General features: G+C 59.5%; 8 protein-coding genes. 2 read left to right on the top strand and 6 right to left on the bottom strand.

Going from position 1 to position 19,010, the window contains the following annotated elements; translation table 11 throughout:
* Positions 1–300: 300 nt before the first annotated feature.
* Positions 301–672, bottom strand: coding sequence for a hypothetical protein (locus tag ACFE7X_RS04015; protein WP_375434371.1), 372 nt, complete (start codon positions 670–672; stop codon positions 301–303).
* Between the two features lie 387 nt (positions 673–1,059).
* Here ACFE7X_RS04015 and ACFE7X_RS04020 point away from each other — a divergent pair, with 387 nt between their 5' ends.
* Positions 1,060–4,152: an ATP-binding protein gene (locus ACFE7X_RS04020; protein WP_375434372.1), complete on the top strand. Its 3,093-nt coding sequence runs from the start codon at positions 1,060–1,062 to the stop codon at positions 4,150–4,152.
* A 260-nt stretch (positions 4,153–4,412) separates the two neighbouring features.
* On the opposite strand, the gene ACFE7X_RS04025 is transcribed toward ACFE7X_RS04020, so the two are convergent.
* Positions 4,413–10,046, bottom strand: coding sequence for a malectin domain-containing carbohydrate-binding protein (locus ACFE7X_RS04025; RefSeq protein WP_375434373.1), 5,634 nt, complete (start codon positions 10,044–10,046; stop codon positions 4,413–4,415).
* 1,547 nt (positions 10,047–11,593) lie between these two features.
* Between ACFE7X_RS04025 and ACFE7X_RS04030 the strand changes: the two genes are divergently transcribed.
* Entirely contained in the window at positions 11,594–11,875 is a 282-nt protein-coding gene (locus tag ACFE7X_RS04030) for a hypothetical protein (RefSeq protein ID WP_375434374.1), read from the top strand.
* A gap of 54 nt (positions 11,876–11,929) precedes the next feature.
* Here the strand turns inward: ACFE7X_RS04030 and ACFE7X_RS04035 are convergent, their stop codons facing one another.
* The 4 genes from ACFE7X_RS04035 to ACFE7X_RS04050 form a co-directional block, all read right to left on the bottom strand.
* A complete protein-coding gene (locus ACFE7X_RS04035) occupies positions 11,930–13,240 on the bottom strand; it encodes a cation:dicarboxylate symporter family transporter (protein WP_375434375.1) in 1,311 nt (436 codons plus the stop codon).
* Positions 13,241–13,360: 120 nt separating this feature from the next.
* Positions 13,361–14,272, bottom strand: coding sequence for an AEC family transporter (locus ACFE7X_RS04040; protein ID WP_375434376.1), 912 nt, complete (start codon positions 14,270–14,272; stop codon positions 13,361–13,363).
* Positions 14,273–14,407: 135 nt separating this feature from the next.
* The gene (locus tag ACFE7X_RS04045) at positions 14,408–17,314 is read right to left on the bottom strand and encodes a TonB-dependent receptor domain-containing protein (RefSeq protein WP_375434377.1); all 2,907 of its coding nucleotides are present in this window, start codon (positions 17,312–17,314) and stop codon (positions 14,408–14,410) included.
* A gap of 183 nt (positions 17,315–17,497) precedes the next feature.
* Positions 17,498–18,913, bottom strand: a complete 1,416-nt coding sequence (locus ACFE7X_RS04050) for an MFS transporter (RefSeq protein ID WP_375434378.1) — start codon at positions 18,911–18,913, stop codon at positions 17,498–17,500.
* Positions 18,914–19,010 lie beyond the last annotated feature (97 nt).

Here is a 19,010-nt window from a genome sequence, read left to right on the forward strand (position 1 = left end):
GCCCTGCGGGTATTGCCGTGGAAGAGGCCGGGCAACAGGAGAAAAGACCTCTTATCGGCGTTTAGATACACGGGCGCAAGCCGCTTGTTGATTACGCGAATTGGGTCGGTCACGCTGCCCGTTGGCAACGGGCCGACCCAACCGCGCCCACGTTTATTATCAGGTGGTATTTCTGTTCCAAGTATCGGTTGCGGGCATTAGCCCGCTGGGATAGGCACGAGGCGCGAGGCAGAAAGGTGCCGAGCCGCGAGGCAACCCTACTTACGACGCGGCTGTACTGGCGCCAAGGCTTGGCAAGGCTTAGCGAGCAGCATAAGCGCGCTGCGACCGTCGATCAGAGTCGAACTTTTGGGCCAGCAAGGTACCCGACGCGCAGACGGCGGGCTCGCGTAGCACCAGACGCAGGGTGCGGCCAAGTTGGCGAGAAGTGCGGCGGCAGCAACTCGTGCCCTTGCTCAGGTCGAGGCAGAGGTTGGGCAGGCGCTCTTCGTACACGAGCTGGTTCTGGTGGTCGTAGAAGCGCACAATGCTGTGGTCGCGGGTGGTGAGGTTGGTTTCTACGTTCCAGTAGCCCAACGAAGCCAGCGGTGCGGTGCGCGCTTGAGCAAGGCTCTGGGTAGTGGCGAGCAGGAGTAAACTAAAAGCTAAGCAGCGGAAGAGAGCAGTTTTCATGGTTTGGAAGCGGTTAATAGTGAACTAGATAAGGAAGTAAAAGAGGAGCCCCGGCTGTAGCATAGCCAGCAATGCGGAGCGACCGAAAAAGCAGGGCAACGTCCGTAACCCGAGGCGTTGCGCTGCATCCCAAGCCGCCGGCAACTCATTAGAAGCCAGAGTAATAGAGCCGTTGCAAAGGAAGCTTATGCTGCCCCGCGGCGCCTTTGCTTGCGTTCCGAAAGCATGTGGTGGCGTAACAGTCGCTTTTGCGGAGGTTGTAAAGGTGTTTGGGTTGGTCGCGCAACTTCATTTCACGGCATCCTCCGCCTTAAATAAGCCGTTCATCAACGCTGTTGCTTTTCGATAAAGTCAATATAGTCAGGGAGATAAGCTGTATCTTGGGCAGTGCTGGCCCTCGCCGTGCTGCGTCACCTCTCACGCCTCGCCTTAGTTGAGTTGCTGCCGATGAACATCCGCTGTTTTGCCGTCCTTTTCTGCTGCTGCCTGCTTCATGGGCTAGCTGCCCGCGCCAGGCCCGACCCCAAAACGGCCGTTTCCTCGGCCTCGCCCGACAGCGCCTTCGTGCATCTGCGCGCCGTGCAGGTGCACTCTGCTGCCATGCAGCGGCTGGGCGGCACAAGGCGTTGGCGCTACCAACCGGGCCACCCCCCAGGCTGGGCCAGCCCCGCCACCAACGACCTGAACTGGCTGCTGGCCAGCACCGGCTTTCTGTTCGGGGAAGGCCCGCCGGGCTGGCGCGGCACGGGCTGCTTCCGGCTACGCTTCACCCTCGATTCCGCCCTGCTCGGGGAGCCGCTGGGCCTGCACATTTTGCAAGAAGGGGCCTCGGAAATCTACCTCAATGGCCGCTTACTGGGCCGCTACGGTACAATCGGCTCCTCGGGCCGTACCACGCAGGGGGTGCGGCCGCGCTACCGTATGTTGCCGTTTATGTTGCACGAGTCGGGTCCGCACTTGCTGGCCGTGCGCTACGCTAAGTTTGATTTCTGGCCCCCGCCCTATGGTGGCCTAGCCCTCTGGGTGGCTCCCGCCGAGCGCCTGCTAGCTGAGCGTGTGCGCCAAGCCCGCTCCGACACGCTCAACCTGATTGCCGTGACCAGCGCCGGAGTACTGGCCTTGCTGCACTTCTGTTTGTTTTTGTTTTACCGGTCGCAGCGGGCCAATCTCTATTTTAGTTTCTACATGGCTGTGGTCGCCGGCACCGGCCTGATGATCTTTTTGCGCGCCACGTTCATGGACGATGGCCTGCGCTGGTGGGCGCAGCTGGGGTTTCAGGTGGGCTCGTCGTTGAGTTATGGGTTGCTGCTGCTGTTCCTCTACGCCGTGTGCCGCATGCGCCCGCCTTGGCCTTGGCTGGGGCTGCTGGCGCTGGCCAGCGCCGGACAAGTGGCTTGGTGGCTAGCAGAGCCAACGGCCGGCAACCAGGTGCTGCCCTTGTTTTGGGCGGTGTATCTTGCTGCCGGGCTCGATATGCTGCGCGTATTGGGTCGTGCCCTGTGGCGGCGGCAACCGGGTATTGGGCTGCTGGTCGTTGGGACGCTGGGGACCATGCTGATTCCGGTTGCCGCCAGCGACGCATTCAGTGTAATCCACTTGTGGGATAGTCCCGACTTTCTGGCCGCGCAACTCACCATTCAACTGTGCGGGCTCATGATGCCCATCTGCATGTCGGTGTACTTGGCGCGCGAGTTTGCCGCCACTCGCCGCGACCTGGAAGTGCAACTGCGGCAGGTCGAGCAGCTTTCAACGCGCACCCTGGCCCAGGAAGCGGAGCGCCGACAACTTATCAGCGCCCAAAACGAGCGCCTGGAAGCCACCGTGCAGGCGCGCACCCAGGAAATCAGTGAGCAAAATCATCTGCTGGCCGCGCAGCGCGACGAGATAAGTGCCCAAGCCGACCGCCTACGGAGGCTGGACCAGGAGAAGACGCGCTTCTTCACCAACGTCACCCACGAGTTCAGAACCCCGCTCACGCTCATGCTCGGGCCGGCCGCGCAGATTGCCGCCGACACCCGCGAGCCAGCGACGCGCCAACAGGCCGAACTCGTGCAAGACAACGCGCAGCGCCTGCTGCACCTTATCAACCAATTGCTCGACCTGAGCCGCCTCGAAGCCGGCCAGCAAGTATTGCACCTAGCGCCGGGCGAGTTGGTTGGCTTTGTGCGCGGGCTGGTCGGCTCATTCGAGTCGCTGGCCCGGCAACGCGCTATTGGGTGCACCTTCGAGGCCGACTTACCGGTGCTGCACGTGCAATTTGACGCTGACAAGCTGGAGAAGGTGGTGGCTAACTTGCTTTCCAATGCCTTCAAGTTCACGTCTGCTGCGGGCCTCGTGACGGTGCACCTGCGCCAGAAAACCGCGTCGGAGCTGGTTGATTCCACGCGGGTGGAGCTGACGGTGCGCGACACCGGCTGTGGCATCGCGCCCGCCCACCTGCCGCACGTGTTCGACCGTTTTTATCAAGCCGACGATTCCACTACCCGCGAGCAGGAAGGCACGGGCATTGGCTTGGCCTTAACCAAAGAGCTGGTTGAACTGCACGGCGGCACCATTTCTCTTACCAGTGAGGTGGGGCGCGGTACCACCGTAGTGGTGCAATTGCCGCTGCCCCTGGCCGAGGCCAGGGATACGCCGTCGGCCGACGCCCCCGCGTGGGTTGGCCTTGCCCCAGCACTTGATCCTGAATCCGAGGTAGTCGCCGCCTCGCCGTTCCATGCGCCGCTGCTACTGCTAATTGAAGATAATGCCGACGTGCGCGCCTACCTGCGCACCATTTTATCGGCCGAGTATCAGTTGCTGGAAGCTGAAAACGGAGCCGCGGGGGTGGCCCTCGCCGTCGAGCAACTTCCCGATCTGGTGCTGACCGACGCCATGATGCCCCGCCTCGACGGCTACGGCGTGTGCCGGGCGCTCAAGCAGGACGAGCGCACGAGCCATATTCCCGTTGTCCTGCTCACGGCTAAGTCCGACCTGGCCAGCAAGCTCCACGGCCTCGATACCGGGGCGGATGCCTACCTGACCAAGCCTTTTCTGCGCGCCGAACTGCTGGCGCAACTGCGCAACTTGGTGCGGGGCCGTCAGCAGCTCCAGGAAGCGTACCGCCGCAGCGTGGCCAGTCCGCCCCCGCCCGGCCCACTCACTACCGAGCAAGCGTTTCTAAAAAAAGTGCAGCAGGTGGTGGAGCGCTTTCTCGACGACGAAACCTTAAGCGTCGAAGTCCTGAGCCGCGAGTTGGGGCTGAGCCGTACCCAACTGCACCGCAAGCTCAAGGCGTTGACCGATCAGGCGCCGGGTGATTTTATCCGGCTGGTGCGTATGCAGCGGGCGCACGAGCTGCTGGCCAGCGGCGTAGCCACGGTGGCCGAGGTGGCGTACCAAGTAGGCTACGCCAACCCGGCCAACTTTTCCACCAGCTTTTCGCGCCACTTCGGCTACCCGCCCAGCAATACGCCCCGGCACGCAAAGCTGAGTTCGTGAGTAAAGAATAAAGGGTAGAAGAAAATTCCTCTACCCTTTATTCTTTACTCACGAACTCAGCGGCCCAATCCGAAAAGTCTGCTGCCAAGCCCTTCTGAAAAGCACAGGCTTTAAGAGCGCTAAGGCGGTTGCGTGCATGAACCTGAAAGTATGCCGTACATAGCAATGAAAGCTGATGGGTGTCGAAGAATCCTTTTTACAAGATCTACGCCTTGGTAAGGGTATGGGCGCCTTGCCTGCTGTCAGTGGGCTAGCCCTGGCTATCGAAGCATCAGTTTCACGTGGGCCTGCGCTTTGTCTCCCGTAACGTGCAGATAGTACACTCCTTCGGTTGGCTTCTGCGGCGACAAGTCGAATGTGAGTTGTGGAACTCCGGCCGATACGGTGCGCTTACCGCTGCTCACCGTCGTGCCCAGCGAAGACACCAGCGTGTAAGAAACTTCTCCCTGGAAAGCCGCGGGCAGCACTACATCAAATTTGCCGTCAGTGGAGGGGTTCGGATACAGTTTCACTTGTGAACTGTAGGTGGGAACCGCAGCTGATTTCGTTGCCGCTGGTAAGCCAGAACTGGAGCGGGCCGCTTGGTTGTCTGGGGGCACGGTGAAGGCCGCGCTACCGCTAAGCACCTCAATAGCCGAAATCTTGGGCTCGTCGGCTGCGGCTGTGCCTTTGCTGAAGGCGAGGGTAAGCTGGCCGTCGCTCACGTTTACGACGAACGTTTCGGTGGTAGCCGTGTTGCGGGGCACCTTCTTCAGGATGTCGTAGGCGGTGAGCACCTTCGTGCCCTCGGCCGCCACGTCGAACACGCGCTGGCCGGGGTTGCTGAAGTAGACCTCGGCAAAGTGCAGCCGCACCGTGTACTGGCCGTTACTCACCGGGAAGTTGTAGCTCATCGTGCCCCAACGCTCACTCTGGTACAAGGCGTCATCCGTCGTGCCAGCAATGGCGTTGCTGCCGCCCGATGGGTTGCCGCCGGAAAAGTACTGGTCGGCGGCAAAGTTGCCGATAGAGGTGGGGATGGCCCCGCCCCCGGCGCGGATCCGGTATACTGCCGTGCTGCCCGTGGGGGCCGCGTTGACGGTAAGAGTCATTTGGCTGGCCGAGCTACTGAGGCCCCCGTTGTCGGTGACCACTAAGCTGAACACATAGCTGCCAGCAATGAGGCCGCTGACGGTAGGCTGGGCCACGGTTTTGCTGGTGAAGGTGGCCGTGTTCGGCCCGCTGACCTGCGTCCAGGTGTGGGTGCTAATGGTGCCGTCCGGGTCCGTACCCGAGCCACTCAAGACGGTACTAGCCGTGGGCAAGGTGATGGTCTTGTTGCCGCCCGCGTTGGCTGTGGGCGCTTGGTTGCCCGTCGGGCTGAGACTATAGATTTCAATGGCCGATACTTTCGCATTTTCAACTCCCCCTTCACTGGCTAGCGCACTGAAGTTGATATTGAGCTGATCATCGGCTACGGATACGGTGAAGGTTTCGGTGGTAGCGTTGAGGGCTCCTGCTTTTTTAAAGATGTCGTAGTTGTCTAACACCTTGGTTCCTTCAATAGACACGTCGAACATGCGCTGCCCAATAGCGGTAGCGAACACCTCGGCGAAGTGCAGCACCACCCGGTATTGCTTGCCGCTGCTTACCGCAAAGGCGTAGCTAAAGGGGTTGCCATAGCGCTCCGATTGATACAGCGCATCGTCGGTGGTGCCTCCAATGGGGGAGCTAGTGGAGTACGTATTGCCCGGAACTGGCTGATAAGATTGGTCGGCCAAGAAGGTGCCCAGCGACGTAGTAATCTGGCCCCCGCCGGCCCGGATCCGGTACACCGCGGTGCCCCCTGTCGAATTCACTGTCACCGTCATTTGGTCGGCGGCACTGGCTAAACCGCCATTGTCGGTGACGATAAGGCTGAAGACATAGCTGCCAGCAATGAGGCCGCTGACGGTAGGCTGGGCCACGGTTTTGCTGGTGAAGGTGGCCGTGTTCGGCCCGCTGACCTGCGTCCAGGCGTAGCTGGCAATCTGGCCATTGGTATCGGTGCCCGAGCCATCGAGCGTCACGCTGCTGGTCGGCAGCGTGACAGTTTTGTCGGCACCCGCATTGGCCACCGGTGCTGTATTGGTTGCCGAGTTCACCGTGACCGACATTTGGTCGGCGGCGCTGGCTAGGCCCGCATTGTCGGTGACCACTAAGCTGAACACATAGACACCGGCTACAAGGCCGCTGACGGTAGGCTGGGCCACGGTTTTGCTGGTGAAGGTGGCCGTGTTCGGCCCGCTGACCTGCGTCCAGGTGTGGGTGCTAATGGTGCCGTCCGGGTCCGTACCCGAGCCACTCAAGACAGTGCTGGCCGTAGGCAAGGTGATGGTCTTGTCGGCGCCCGCATTGGCCGTGGGCGCTTGGTTGACCGTGCCGCCGCCGAGCACTTCAATAGCTGAGAGCTTGGGTTGGTCCGCCCCGGTTGTTCCTTTCGCAAAGGCGAGGGTGAGCTGGCCATCCGTAACGTTGACCGTGAAGGTTTCGGTGGTAGCCGTGTTCTGGCCCACCTTCTTGAAGATGTCGTAGGCGCCAAGCACTTTGGTGCCCTCGGCCGTCACGTCGAACACGCGCTGGCCCACCGCCGACCAGTAGATTTCGGCGAAGTGGAGCTTGACCGTGTACGGGCCGTTGGCCACGGGCAGGTTGTAGGTGAAGGTGCCATAACGTTCCGACTGGTAGAGGGCGTCATCGGTGGTGCCGGCAATGGCGTTGCCGCCGCCGGCCGTGCTGCCGCCGGAAAAGTACTGGTCGGCGCCAAAGTTGCCGATGGACGTGTTAACGGCTCCACCCCCCGCGCGGATCCGATGCACCGCCGAGCTAACCACTTTGAGCACCTCGATAGCCGAGACTTTGGGTTGGTCCGCGCCCGCCGTGCCTGGCGTGAAGGCGAGGGTGAGCTGACCATCGTTAACGGTGGCCGTGAAGGTTTCGGTGGTAGCCGTGTTCTTGCTCACCTTCTTCAGGATGTCGTAGGCACTGAGCACTTTCGTGCCCTCGGCCGCCACGTCGAACACGCGCTGGCCCGCGGCCGACCAGTGAAACTCGGCGAAGTGGAGCGTAACCGTGTACTGGCCGTTGGCCAGGGGCATGTTGTAAGTGAAGGTGCCGTAGCGCTCCGACTGATACAGCGCATCATCGGTGGTGCCGGCAATGGCCGCCGACGAGGTAGCCGCACTGCCGCCCGAGAAGTACTGGTCGGCGCCAAAGTTGCCGATGGATGTACTAACGGCCCCGCCTCCCGCATTCAGGCGGTATACTGCCGAGCTGTTATCCGTCACTTGATCGGGCGTGACGTAGATAAAATCCCACTTCGCCACGAAAGGTGCCGCGCCCCGGGAGGTGGCAATGGTACCCACGGCGTAGGCTTTGCCGTTTTGCAAAGCGGCCAACAGCGCCCCGGTCATTTGAATGGGATTGCCGAGGTTGGTGGGCGTGCCACCACTGGAGGAGTACTTGGGCTGCACGGTGCCCGCGGCCGGATTAACCGAAAAGTAGAGGTCGAGGGAAGAAGCCGGAATGCCTCCCGGCAACGTAAAGCGCGTCGTGACGGGCGTACCCGCATTCTCGTAAACTACATCCAGCGTTGCTACGCCCGCGTTGGCCGTCAGGACGAGCTTGAGGTAGTTGTTCTGGTCGCCGGTGCCCAGGTAAATGCCCTGCGACTGAAAGTTCACGGGCATTTTGCCGTTGAAGAACGGGCCCAACAGCCGGCTCTGCACCGTAAAGGGTGCGCCGGCGGAGCGAACCCCGAACTGAAACGCGTTTTCCTGCGTGTTGGCTGTTCCTAGCGCATCGCCGGGCGAAACCTCGGTAATCGACAAGCTGCCCGTCGCGCCGCCGGCAACCAGATTTTCCTCGAAAAACAAGTCGGAGTAGATGCTGTCGCCGTTGCTCATCAACCCCGTGAAGCCGAGGCCAAACAGGCCCGTGCCGGGTGAGTTATTAAACAAGTCGTAGCGGATCGGCAAGTTCGTGGTTAGTCCGTTGTCTTTGTCGAGCGAGAAGAAGTCCACGTTGTCGGCCAGGCCGTCGCTGTCGTCGTCGCTGTCGTTGAGGTCGGAAATGTTGTTTTTGTTGTTGTCAGCCGGCTTGCTTGCCGCCGAGCAGGGCTGGGTGCCGTTGTCAATCTCGTCGGCGTTGGTGTAGCCGTCCTGGTCGTCGTCGTTGGCATTGTAGGCGCCGGTGCAAGTCAGGAAGTCCTGCGGCTCGAACACGGTGATGGCATTCGCCCCGTAGGTGGCCGCCCACACTGTGCCGGGGAAGATGTCGGCGTCGCCCTGCGCCGTTACGTCGAGCGGCGTCGCGCCAAAGCCCGAGGCAAAGGGCAGGTCGGTGTTGAGCTTGTTGGCCGCGTTATAGGGATTGGTTACGCCCCGGCCATCGGCGGTGAGCGTAATCTTGAAGATGTTGCCGTCGAAGCTGCACGCCAGCAGGTTGCCTTGCATGGCCCCCGCGAAGTTGGAGGCCGTGTACTCGCACAGGCCGTTGGTGGACGCCGAAAACGTGAGCAGGTCCGCACTGGCGGCGCTGCCGGGCATGCGGTAGTCGCCTTCTACCGGGTTTATCTTGGCCACGGGCGGCCAGTCGGCGGGCAGCGGGTTTGTTCCCGTTTTGCTGGTGCGAAACACCCCACTCGTGCCATTGTGCGTGTAGAGGCCGGCCCCGTTGGGGTTGGCCCGGGTAGGGGTGGGGTGCCCGCCGTAGTAGGAACCGAGCTGGTAATTGGCCAGGTCGCCGATGTAGTCGAGGTTGTCGAGGTTGTTTACCGTGCCTTCCCCATTGGGCGCGGGGCTGCTCGAACCCGGCTCGCCGTTGACGTAGTTGTTGTTGGCGCTGCCGCCGCCCTCGTTCTGAGGGTAGCCGCCCCAGCCTTGGTTGGCCCCGTTATCAATCGTGTACACCCGGCGGTTCTTGGTGATAACCAAGTCGTAGGGGTTGCGGTAGCCGGGCGAGAAGATTTGCACCGGTCCGCCCACCACAATCTTGGCTTGGTTGAGCCCGTCGTTGCCCCCGAACGGGTCGTTGGGGTCCGAGCCGTCGGCTAAGTTGGCGCGGTTGGGGTCGTCGAGGGTGGGCAGGTCGTACTTGTAGCTTGTGTTGCCGCTGACCTTGGTGGGCATATTGTCGATGACTCCCAAGTTAATGGAGAGGATGGCAGCGGACAGGGCGTACTCGGGCGTGTAAGCGAAGTTGGTGGAAGGCGAGCCAGCATTGGTGTGCCCGCCGACGGCCAGGTAGAGCGTGTTATTATCAAGCTGCATGCCGTTGACGGAGTGATTTTCCTCGGAACGGGGCAGCCCGCGCACCAGGTCGATCTTGGTCCAGCTATTGCCGTTGCGCGTCAGGCGCGAGACGATGCCCGAGTTGGTGTCCAAGTTCAGGTCGCCTTCCGGCCCCCCGATGCGGCTGTCGCTGGAAGAGACGTAAAGGATGGGCGCCAAGGACGTACCTTTAACCAGCAGACCCGTCACCTGGCGCTCTCTCACGCCGGAGTTGACCACGCCGTTGTCGTCGTGGTTGGGAATGTCGTTGATGAGCGTAATAGTTTCGGTGGCCGTGACGGTATAATCGTTGGGCGCGTTCCTTCGGATTGTCAGGGCCTTGATGATGCCGTTCTGCTGCGAGACGTACAAGCGGCCGTCGGGGCCGAACTGCAAGGAGGTCGGATTTACGAGCGTGACACCCTTCAGGCCACTCGGTGAGAACGAGAAGTTGTACTGCGCATTCAGCAGGCGCGCCCCTTCGAGCGGCTCGGGCGGCAGCTTGGCTTTTTTCTTCTTCTTTTCTTTGTCTTTCGCCGCCGCCGAAAGGCTAGCTAGCTTCAGCGGAGACGCCTGCGCGGGGGCCGGGGAGGACTGGGCTCTCAACGGCAGGGGAGAAGTTGCCGAAAGGCAAAACCCGATAAGAGCTGTTAGAAACAGATAGCCTGGGTGGAGGCGCCTGCTGGGGGGGTAAAAGTTGTAATTCATGGCAACTAGGGGATAAAGTAAGGAGGGATGTCGGCACCCGATAGCGGAGAATTGATGTCCTACCGCAGCAGGTGATTGGGGGTGGTGTCTTGTAGGTAGATGACAGGAGCGTGGGGTAGGAGAAGGAGTGCCCGGTGGTGGAAGAGAGTAGTGGAACGAATGGGTTTGGTGAGGCAAGCGGAGTAGCCGCGTAAGGCGCCGCTTGAAGCGGCATCAACAGAAGAAAGGGAGCGGTTAAGCTGGAAATCATAGGAAGTCAGCGCGCTCAGGGCTTGACTTGCAGAGGAGGCCGGAAAGCATTGATGAAGAGGCTTCCTAATTGCGTCACATCAGTTTGGCGGCAATAAAAAGAAGCTGCCAGACTGGTTCTCAGGTTCACGCACGATTAATTCGCGCCTATGTGATTTTTACCATGCATTATAAATAAAGTAATCCTACATCTCAGGATAATTATTGTTGGAATCTTGGTATTGGCACCTGCATCACAACTCCATTGCACCGTCTACCGTATCCTTTCAGTTAATCATTGCTGTTTCTCGGTGCCTTCTACGATGTAAATTATCAAGTATTTTTTGTAAATACTCTAATAAAACAAAGGTTTTTTACTGATTTAATTAAATCTATTGTGGGAATTTGTATATTTTATTGTGCAGTTCTAGAGCTTAGATAGAGGAAATGCTATCTGCCTTTCAGCTATAGCAGCAAAATTTGGCGTGTTAGCGCATAGAGGTGAATAGGAATAGAATAATTCCGATAATTAAAAAAGAGTTAAGAATGAAATAGCACGAACTAAGTCGTGTGGTAAGCCTACCAAGCAGATAGGCAATCAGCAATGCGAAGCGGTCCAAGCTCGGCGGACGGGGAGACGTGTTTTTTGCTGCCAACAGCAAAGCCAAGCGGGGCGCAGACCCCCAAATGGTAGATGACAGCCTGAGCCTTGAGAAGGTAGGTCTGTAACTCCCGTGGCAAGTAGTAGTGGAATTGGGTTCTGCTGCTCGTGGCCGCGTGCAGGCCCACTCAGTTTAGGGTGCGGCTAGCCCAACTAGAGGCAACGTATTCGTTTAAAGTGTCAGGGGACTTGTGTTGCTATGCGTGTTGCTGGCAGCTACCAAGAACAGTTGCTTGCGCAACTTAAACCCTTCACCCCAACGCTTGCTAGCAGACTTTTACTTCACCTCACTTACAGACAGCTAGTACTAGCTGTCTTCAACTTCGCTTAAATTATTCTCTACTTTCTATAGAATACTTCCTCGTTTGATCCTGCGCGCTATTCTTTCGGGCGGTTATTGCTGTATCTCAGCCTAGCAAGAATATTGGCAGGAATTGCTGTTCCGGAAAGTGTGCTAACTGATTGGCAACTTAGGCTGAAATGAATCCGTCGGACTGGTGCGCCCCCAATACCCGCCGGAACTAGGGCCTCAAGCTCTGGTGCTTGCGCGAGTTGGTTGACCAGACCCACTGTGATTGACGCCAGCAAGAGGCTGGACCATTTGCCCGTGGGGCTGGCTGCTTGGGTAGTAGAGAAGTTTTACGCCCAGCGCCACCACCCCGGCAACCTGGAGAATAGGTTCGCTCAAGACGCGCTGCAAATTACTGTTATGGTCTACTGGGTGACTGAAACTTCCAACACGTCGGTGCGCCCCACGCGGCAGGTTCCTAAGCCACGGGCCCTAGGAACGGCAATCGTATCTTTAAAGGATCAGCGCGTTGGAAGGTTGCTGCTCTAGGCAAGAGGCGGAGGCGTCAGAAACTTAGGCATAAGAAAGTCGGGCAAGCTGGCCTTATTCCACTGCGCCGGCCTGACCGCGCGGCGCGGCTGATTCTACGGGCAGGTTGGGGAGCGAGGGGTTGTACTGCTCGACGGCCTCAGCTACGGTTGACACCGTATTTTTGCCGCTTAGCACCCGTGTTAACTGTTCGTGGTCGAGGGCGCCTTCGTTGTGCGCCAGGAAGATGGTAGCCACCCCATTCCCGATGAAATTGGTGATAGAGCGGGCCTCCGACATGAAGCGGTCCACGCCCAGCAGCAAGGCCAAGCCTTCCACCGGAATTACCTTAACGGCCGTAAGCGTGCTGGCCAGCACCACAAACCCCGAGCCCGTCACACCCGCCGCCCCCTTGCTGGTTACCATCAGAATACCGATAATGGTTAGCATCTGGGCGCCCGTCAGCTCCACGTTGAACACTTGCGCCAAGAAGATGGTGGCCAACGACAGGTAGATGGTGGTGCCATCCAGGTTGAAGGAGTAGCCGGCCGGTACCACCAAGCCCACGACGGGTTTGGCGCAGCCCAGACGCTCCAGCTTTTCCATGAGGCCTGGTAAACCGGCTTCCGAAGAAGAAGTGCCCAGCACAATCAGCAGTTCCTCCTTGATATAACTTAAAAACGCGAGGATGCTCACGCGGCAATAGCGCAAAATGGACCCCAGCACCAGAAACACGAACAAGGCCATTGTCGTGTAGACGGTAAGCATGAGCTTGGCCAGCGGCAGCAGCGTGGCAATACCATACTTGCCAATGGTGAAGGCCATGCCCCCGAAAGCCCCGATGGGCGCAAATATCATCACTAAGTGCAGGCCTTTGAACACGTATTTTGAGGCCCAGGTAAGGCGGTCGATAATGAGCTGGCGGCCCGCATAACGGCTTAGCAACATGCCAAGCACAATCGATACCAGTAGCACCTGCAAGGTCAGGTTGTCGGCCAGGAAGTGCAGCCAGGAAAATTCGCCGGCCCGTTGCGTGAATTCGCCCACGGCCTGTCCGTTCAGGTTGCCGGTGGTTACGCCCGCGCCCGGCTGAATAACGTGGGCCACACCAATACCGATAAGCAAAGCCAAGGTGGTCACGATTTCAAAGTAGAGCAGCGCCTTGCCCCCAATTCGTCCTACCTTCTTCAGGTCGCCCATGCTGCTGATGCCGAGCGTGATGGTGAGGAAAATAATCGGGTTGATGAAGAGCTTGACAACGTTGATAAACGACTTGCCGAGCACGTCCATCTTGACGGCTGTAGCGGGCGCGAAATGTCCGAGCAGTGCCCCAGCCACAATGGCCGTCAGCACCCAGAACGTAAGATTAGTGACTAGCTTCTTCATGAAATCAAGGGGTGAACCTGAATACGGAAACGAAAAAAAGGGGATATAGGCGGTTATAACGCACCAAAATACCTTGCTCGGCGCTGGATGACGATCCTGCAAAGTACGGCTGCCACGGAATTAGCTGCTGGTGAGCCACCAAGCCAGCAGCGCCAGCAAAGGCAGCGAAAGCGGAATGCCCAGCCCCACCATCTGCGCGGCCAACGGCGGGTCGAGCCCGTACCGGTCGGCCACCACGGCGGCCGTGTTCATAGGGCCGATGGCGGCTCCCAGGACGCACAGGTCCACTACGCGGCCCTGCTGCGGTGCCAGGGCGTGGTAGAGGCCGTATATGAGCAGCGGTGCCAGCAGAAGCTTGTAAGACAAGCCCACCACCAGGGCCCGGCTCTGGTGCCGAGGCACGGACAGGTTTATTTGCAAGCCCACCGAGAGCAACGCAACAACGGCAAAGGGCGCACTGAGCTTTTCCAACACCCCACGTACCAGGGCCGGGTGCTGGTAGCCTAGGGCATTGGCTACCATCGCCAGCACAAAAGCTAGGAAGGGGGGAAACCGCAGCACGTTGCCCAGCATGGCGCCCCAGGAGGGCTCCGCGGCCCCGTACCAGGAGGCCACGGCCACGCCCAGCGTAACGCCGATCAGAAACGAGCCGGCCTGACTCATCATGATGCCCAGGGCCAGCCCTTCCCGCCCGTAGAGCAGCTCGAAAATCGGGAAGCCGACAAACGAAGTGCTGCTGATGCCGGCCGTCAGAATCAGGGCCCCGGTGGTACCCCGCGAGAACTTCAGGCGCCGACCCAAGGCCGTGAATAGCAGGTAACTCACGCCAAAAATCAGCCACGGGGCCAGCACGGGCAGCAGAAAGTGGCGGTCGAGGTGGGCCACCGCCAAGTGCAGAAACGTGAGGGCCGGCATAAACACCACCACCAGCAACTGGTTGAGCACGGCCGGCGTGCTTACCGGCACCAGTCGCCACCGCCGCAACGCCGCCCCCAGGCCCAGGCACACGAGCAGCAGGACTAGGTTCGTCATAGGCAGGCAGGCTAAAAGAGGGAATCAGCTTGTTGAGTGGTTGAAACACCGCAACCACCTCGTGGCCGCGAAGCAAGCAGGGCGCTTCCAGTAAAGACGTTTCAACCACTCCGTCAGCGGATCGGGCTTTTTGATTTAAAAAGTCAGCGTTATGTTGGTGTAATAGTACGCCCCGTTGAAGCCGAATTGGGCCACGTTGCGAGAGTACGGAATTTCGCCGTTCGAGTAGCTGGCAAAGCGGGTGGCATCCACCTTATCCGGGTACACGTTGGTGATGTTGTTGGCGCCCAACGTTAGCGATACGGCTTTGGCCGGGTTATACACCAACGCAAGGTCGAACAGGGTTTTGCCTCTAAACTCCTGGCTGATATGCGGCGGGTTAGGAATGGCCGTGGTGGCGGTGGGCTTTTCGTAGGCCGTAACGGCGCCGAAATACGAGGCGCGGGGCGTAACACTGAACTTGCCCACCTGGTAAGTGGCCGACAGCAACACTTTCTGGCGCGGTTGCGCCCGCTCAATCAGGCCGATGCTCACCGTATCAATCAGCAAAATGCGGTTGGCCGTGCCGGCTTGCAGCTCGGCGGGCGTGTCGCGGGTGTTTTCGATGTTGGTGGCGTTGAAGGTCAAAGCCAGACTGGCCGTCAGGCGGCTGCGCTCGGTGAAATCGGTTTTGTACGTCGTCACCAAATCGATGCCGCGGGTGCGGGTATCAATGGCGTTGGTGAAGAAGCGGATTTCGCTGATGCCATCGAAAGCCGGGGTTTGCAGGGCCCTAATGCCGGTGTTGCCCGCGCCTTTGATCAGCCGTTCGCTGTTGATGATGCGGTCCTGAATATCGATCTGGTAGGCATCAAGAGTGAAGAGCAGGTTGTCGCTGACTTTAGCGGCCACCCCCAAGCTGTAGTTCCAGGAGGTTTCGGCTTTGGGGTCGGTTACGCCCAGCGGCACTAGGCGCGGGTCGTCGTTGCGGAGCTGCTTGGTTTGCACAATGGCGCCGCTCTGCACGGTGGAGGTACTCACGCTGTTGAAGGTTTGCTGCAACGACGGAGCCCGGAAACCGCGGTTGATAGAGCCGCGCAACGATATTCCTTCCGTAACCTTGAAGCGCGAGGCAAACTTGCCCGATACGTTGCTGCCGAAGTCGGAATACCGCTCGTAGCGCAGGGCCGTGGTGAGCAGCAGGCGCGCGGTGATGTCACTTTCCACGTCCACGTACACGCCCACGTTGGAGCGGGTGGTGTTGGTTTCATCGTCGGGGGCGATACCCGGCCGGCCGCTCGAGCCGGGCGCCTTGGCCGTGCGGGCGGGTGAGGTGGGCGTGGCCGGCGCTGCCAGGGCAAACGGGCCTACCAAGTAAGACTCGGGGCTGCCGCGCTCCAGAATAAATTGGTCGACCCGGAACTGGCTGCCTAGGGCCAAGTTAAACGACTGCGTACCAAATAGCCCCTTGTAATTGCGCGACACGTTTACTTCACTCGTGCTCTGGCCGAAGGCGCTGCGGCCCACAAAAAAGTCGGTAGGAGAATCCGCCCCCATCGACGGGTTAGAGGTTTTGTTGGCGTTCAGGTCGAGGTAGTTGTAGCCGTAGCCGGTGCTGAAGTCGAGGTTCCAGCCGCCGGCCAGCTTGCGGCTCAAACCCACCACGCCGGAGTAGTCTTCGCTGCGGCCGGGCAGCTCGGGCAGGTAGCCGTCGGGATGAATGGGGCTGTAGTTGACGTTGTTGGGCTGGGCATTGCGGAAAAAACCGTAGGCCAGAATATCCTTGCGGGAAACCCCGCCAAAGCTGTATACCGACCACCCGCTGTTGCCCACGGGCACGCCCAGGTTGAAAAAGCCCTGGTAGATATCGGCTTGGTTGCTGCCGTATACGCCCACTTTAAAAGGCTCGCCCACCTGCGGATAGATGTTGCCCCGCTCGGCCCGCAGCCTGTTTTCGTTGGCAATCTGGGTTGCCGTTGGCTGGGCAGGCAAGGCCGGGAAGGCCGTGTAAATGCCACCCACGTAGTTGTCGGTGCGGTTGGTTTGTTCTTGCCGCTGGTATTGCAAGGTCAAATTGAGGTAGCCAGGATTGGTTTTGCCCAGCTTCACGCCGTAGTTGGCCCCGGCCAGGTACTGAGCTCCGTCGCCTTCCTTGGTGATGCCGAACTGCGTTTTGACGGTAGCAACCCCCGTGCTCTTGTTCAGGCCCAGGTTGATAACCCCGGCAATGGCATCCGAGCCGTACTGCGCCGCCGCCCCGTCGCGCAGCACCTCAATGCGCTCAATGGCGAGGGAAGGAATGGCGTTCAGATCGGTTACCACAGTGCCGGCGCCCACGGTCACGTTCAGGTTCAGAGCCGAGAACTGGTGGCGGCGCTTGCCATCTACCAGCACCAGCACCTGGTCGGGCGAAAGGCCCCGCAGCGAGGCCGGGTCGGCATAGTTGGCTACCCCGTTCACGCCGGTTTTGGCGGAGTTGAACGAGGGTGAGTTGAACTGTACCTGCTGGCCCAGATCCGTCTGGCCGGTTAGTTGCAACTCCTTGGCGTTGAGTACATCCACGGGAGAAGGACGCTCCACGTCGGTGCGGGGCAAACCGCGCGACCCAACTACGGTTACCTCGCTCAAGTCGGTTGTGCTCGTTTCCAGGCGCACCTCCAGCGTCGTTTGGTTACCGACGGCGATTTGCTGGCTTTTAAAGCCAATTGCCGATACTACCAGCGTCGCGCCGGGCTTTACGGTGAGCGAAAAGCGACCTTCGGCATCGGTACTGGTCCCGTTGGTGGTGCCCTGTTCCACTACCGTCGCCCCCGGAATGGCCTCACCACCTGGCCCCCCCATAATGCGCCCCTTGATGGCCACATCAGCAACGAACTCCGTGGCCCAACTCGGTGCCGAAAGGTTGGGCTGCTTTTTTATGTAAAGCGTTATTGCCGGGTCCACTACGCTGCGCACAGCGGCCCGGTGCGCTACTGCGGCGCTCGGCATTGCTAGCAGTAGAAACAGTACCTGCCCTGGCAGTGTCGGCCGGCAGAGGGAGGGGAACAGTAAAGGAGTGTTCATGCGGTGGGAGGGGGGTTGAAAGGTGCGAGAACAAAGCAAAAAGTGCTATCCGGAATAGAAGTGCTAGGGTTCACCCTGGTCCTTTAACCGGTAAAAGGATTGAGATTGATTCCGATAAGTCCAGTAAGGCAATGGCGCGCCCGGGATTCTGAACGGGCCCGAAAGGGTGAAGAAACCGGCCGGTCAGCCGTACTCGGCGCCGTCTTTATCGTGGAAGGAAGTGAGCCGGGTTTCGTCCATCAACAAACTCACCAGCAGCGTAATAGCTATGCAGCCTGATACATACCAGTAGAAGTAGAACTCGTGTCCGCTGCCCTTGCACCACAAGGCAATGTACTCGGCGGTGCCGCCAAACACGGCCACGGTAAGCGCGTGCGATAAGCCAATGCCCAGGGCCCGGATTTCAACCGGGAACAGCTCCGATTTCACTACCGCGCTGATACTGGTATAGCCGCTGACGACAAGGGAAGCCAGCAAGAGCAGCAGCAAAGCAACCCACGGCGTGGTGGTATGGCTGAGCGCCGTCAGCAGGGGCACACTGCCCAGCGTGCCCAACACGCCAAACCCAATTAGCAGGGGCCGCCGGCCAATACGGTCCGACAAACTGCCAAAAGCTGGCTGCATAATGGCAAAGCCCAGCAAAGCCAGAAAGCAGGTATTGGTGGCGGCGCCTTTGGTCATGTGCGCCGTATTCACCAAAAATTTCGGCATGTAGGTCGTTAGGGTGTAGAAGGCCAGCGTGCCGCCCAGCGTCAGCCCCACCACTTTCAGCACGGAGCGCGGGTAGCGGCGCAGTACTTTCAAACTGCCGCGCAACTCCTCGGGCTTGACTTTCTGCAACTCGAATTCCGTCGTTTCGTCCAGGTTGTGGCGCAGATACAGCGCCACAACCGAAAGCAGCGCGCCAATTACAAAGGGAATGCGCCAGCCCCAGGCCAGCAGTTCCGCTTCCGTGAGCAGCACCTTCAGTAGCACCAACTGGATGCCAAGCGCCAGCAGTTGAGCCGCAATCAAAGTGAAATACAAGAAGCTGGAATAAAACCCGCGGCGGCTTCGGGTGGCCATTTCGCTGAGGTAAGTGGCCGAAACGCCGTACTCTCCGCCCACGCTCAGGCCTTGCAGCAACCGAGCCGTCAGCAGCAGAATCGGGGCGACGATGCCGACCGTTTGGTAAGTAGGCGTGAGGGCAATGAGCAGGGACCCCAACGACATCAGCAGCACCGAGAGCGTCATGGACTGCTTGCGGCCCACTTTGTCGGCAATGCGGCCAAACATCCAGCCGCCAATGGGCCGCATCAGAAATCCCAGGGCGAAGATGCCGGCCGTTTGCAGCAGTTGCGCGGTGGTATCGTCGGAAGGGAAAAACGAAGCCGAGAAGTACAGGGAAAACGCCGAGAAGACATACCAGTCGTACCATTCCACCAGATTGCCCACCGAACCGCTGAAAATAGCCTTCAGGCGACGGCGCGAAATCTTTTCCAAGCTGGCCGATACCGGCCGGGCGGAGTCGAATGCGGGAGCCAAGGAAGCAAGTAAAGGCACGGCGTAGCGGGTTCGGGTGGCGTTGAGGTTGGCGCTATAAAGTAAGTAATCACTCACTCAACAGTATAACCAAATGAACAACCCGATTTTGAAGAAATTTCATAGAAATGTTAAGGTTACTATGAAATTTAACTACTTAGCCCGCCGCCCGGCC

Source organism: uncultured Hymenobacter sp., assembly GCF_964242765.1.
Lineage (GTDB): Bacteria > Bacteroidota > Bacteroidia > Cytophagales > Hymenobacteraceae > Hymenobacter.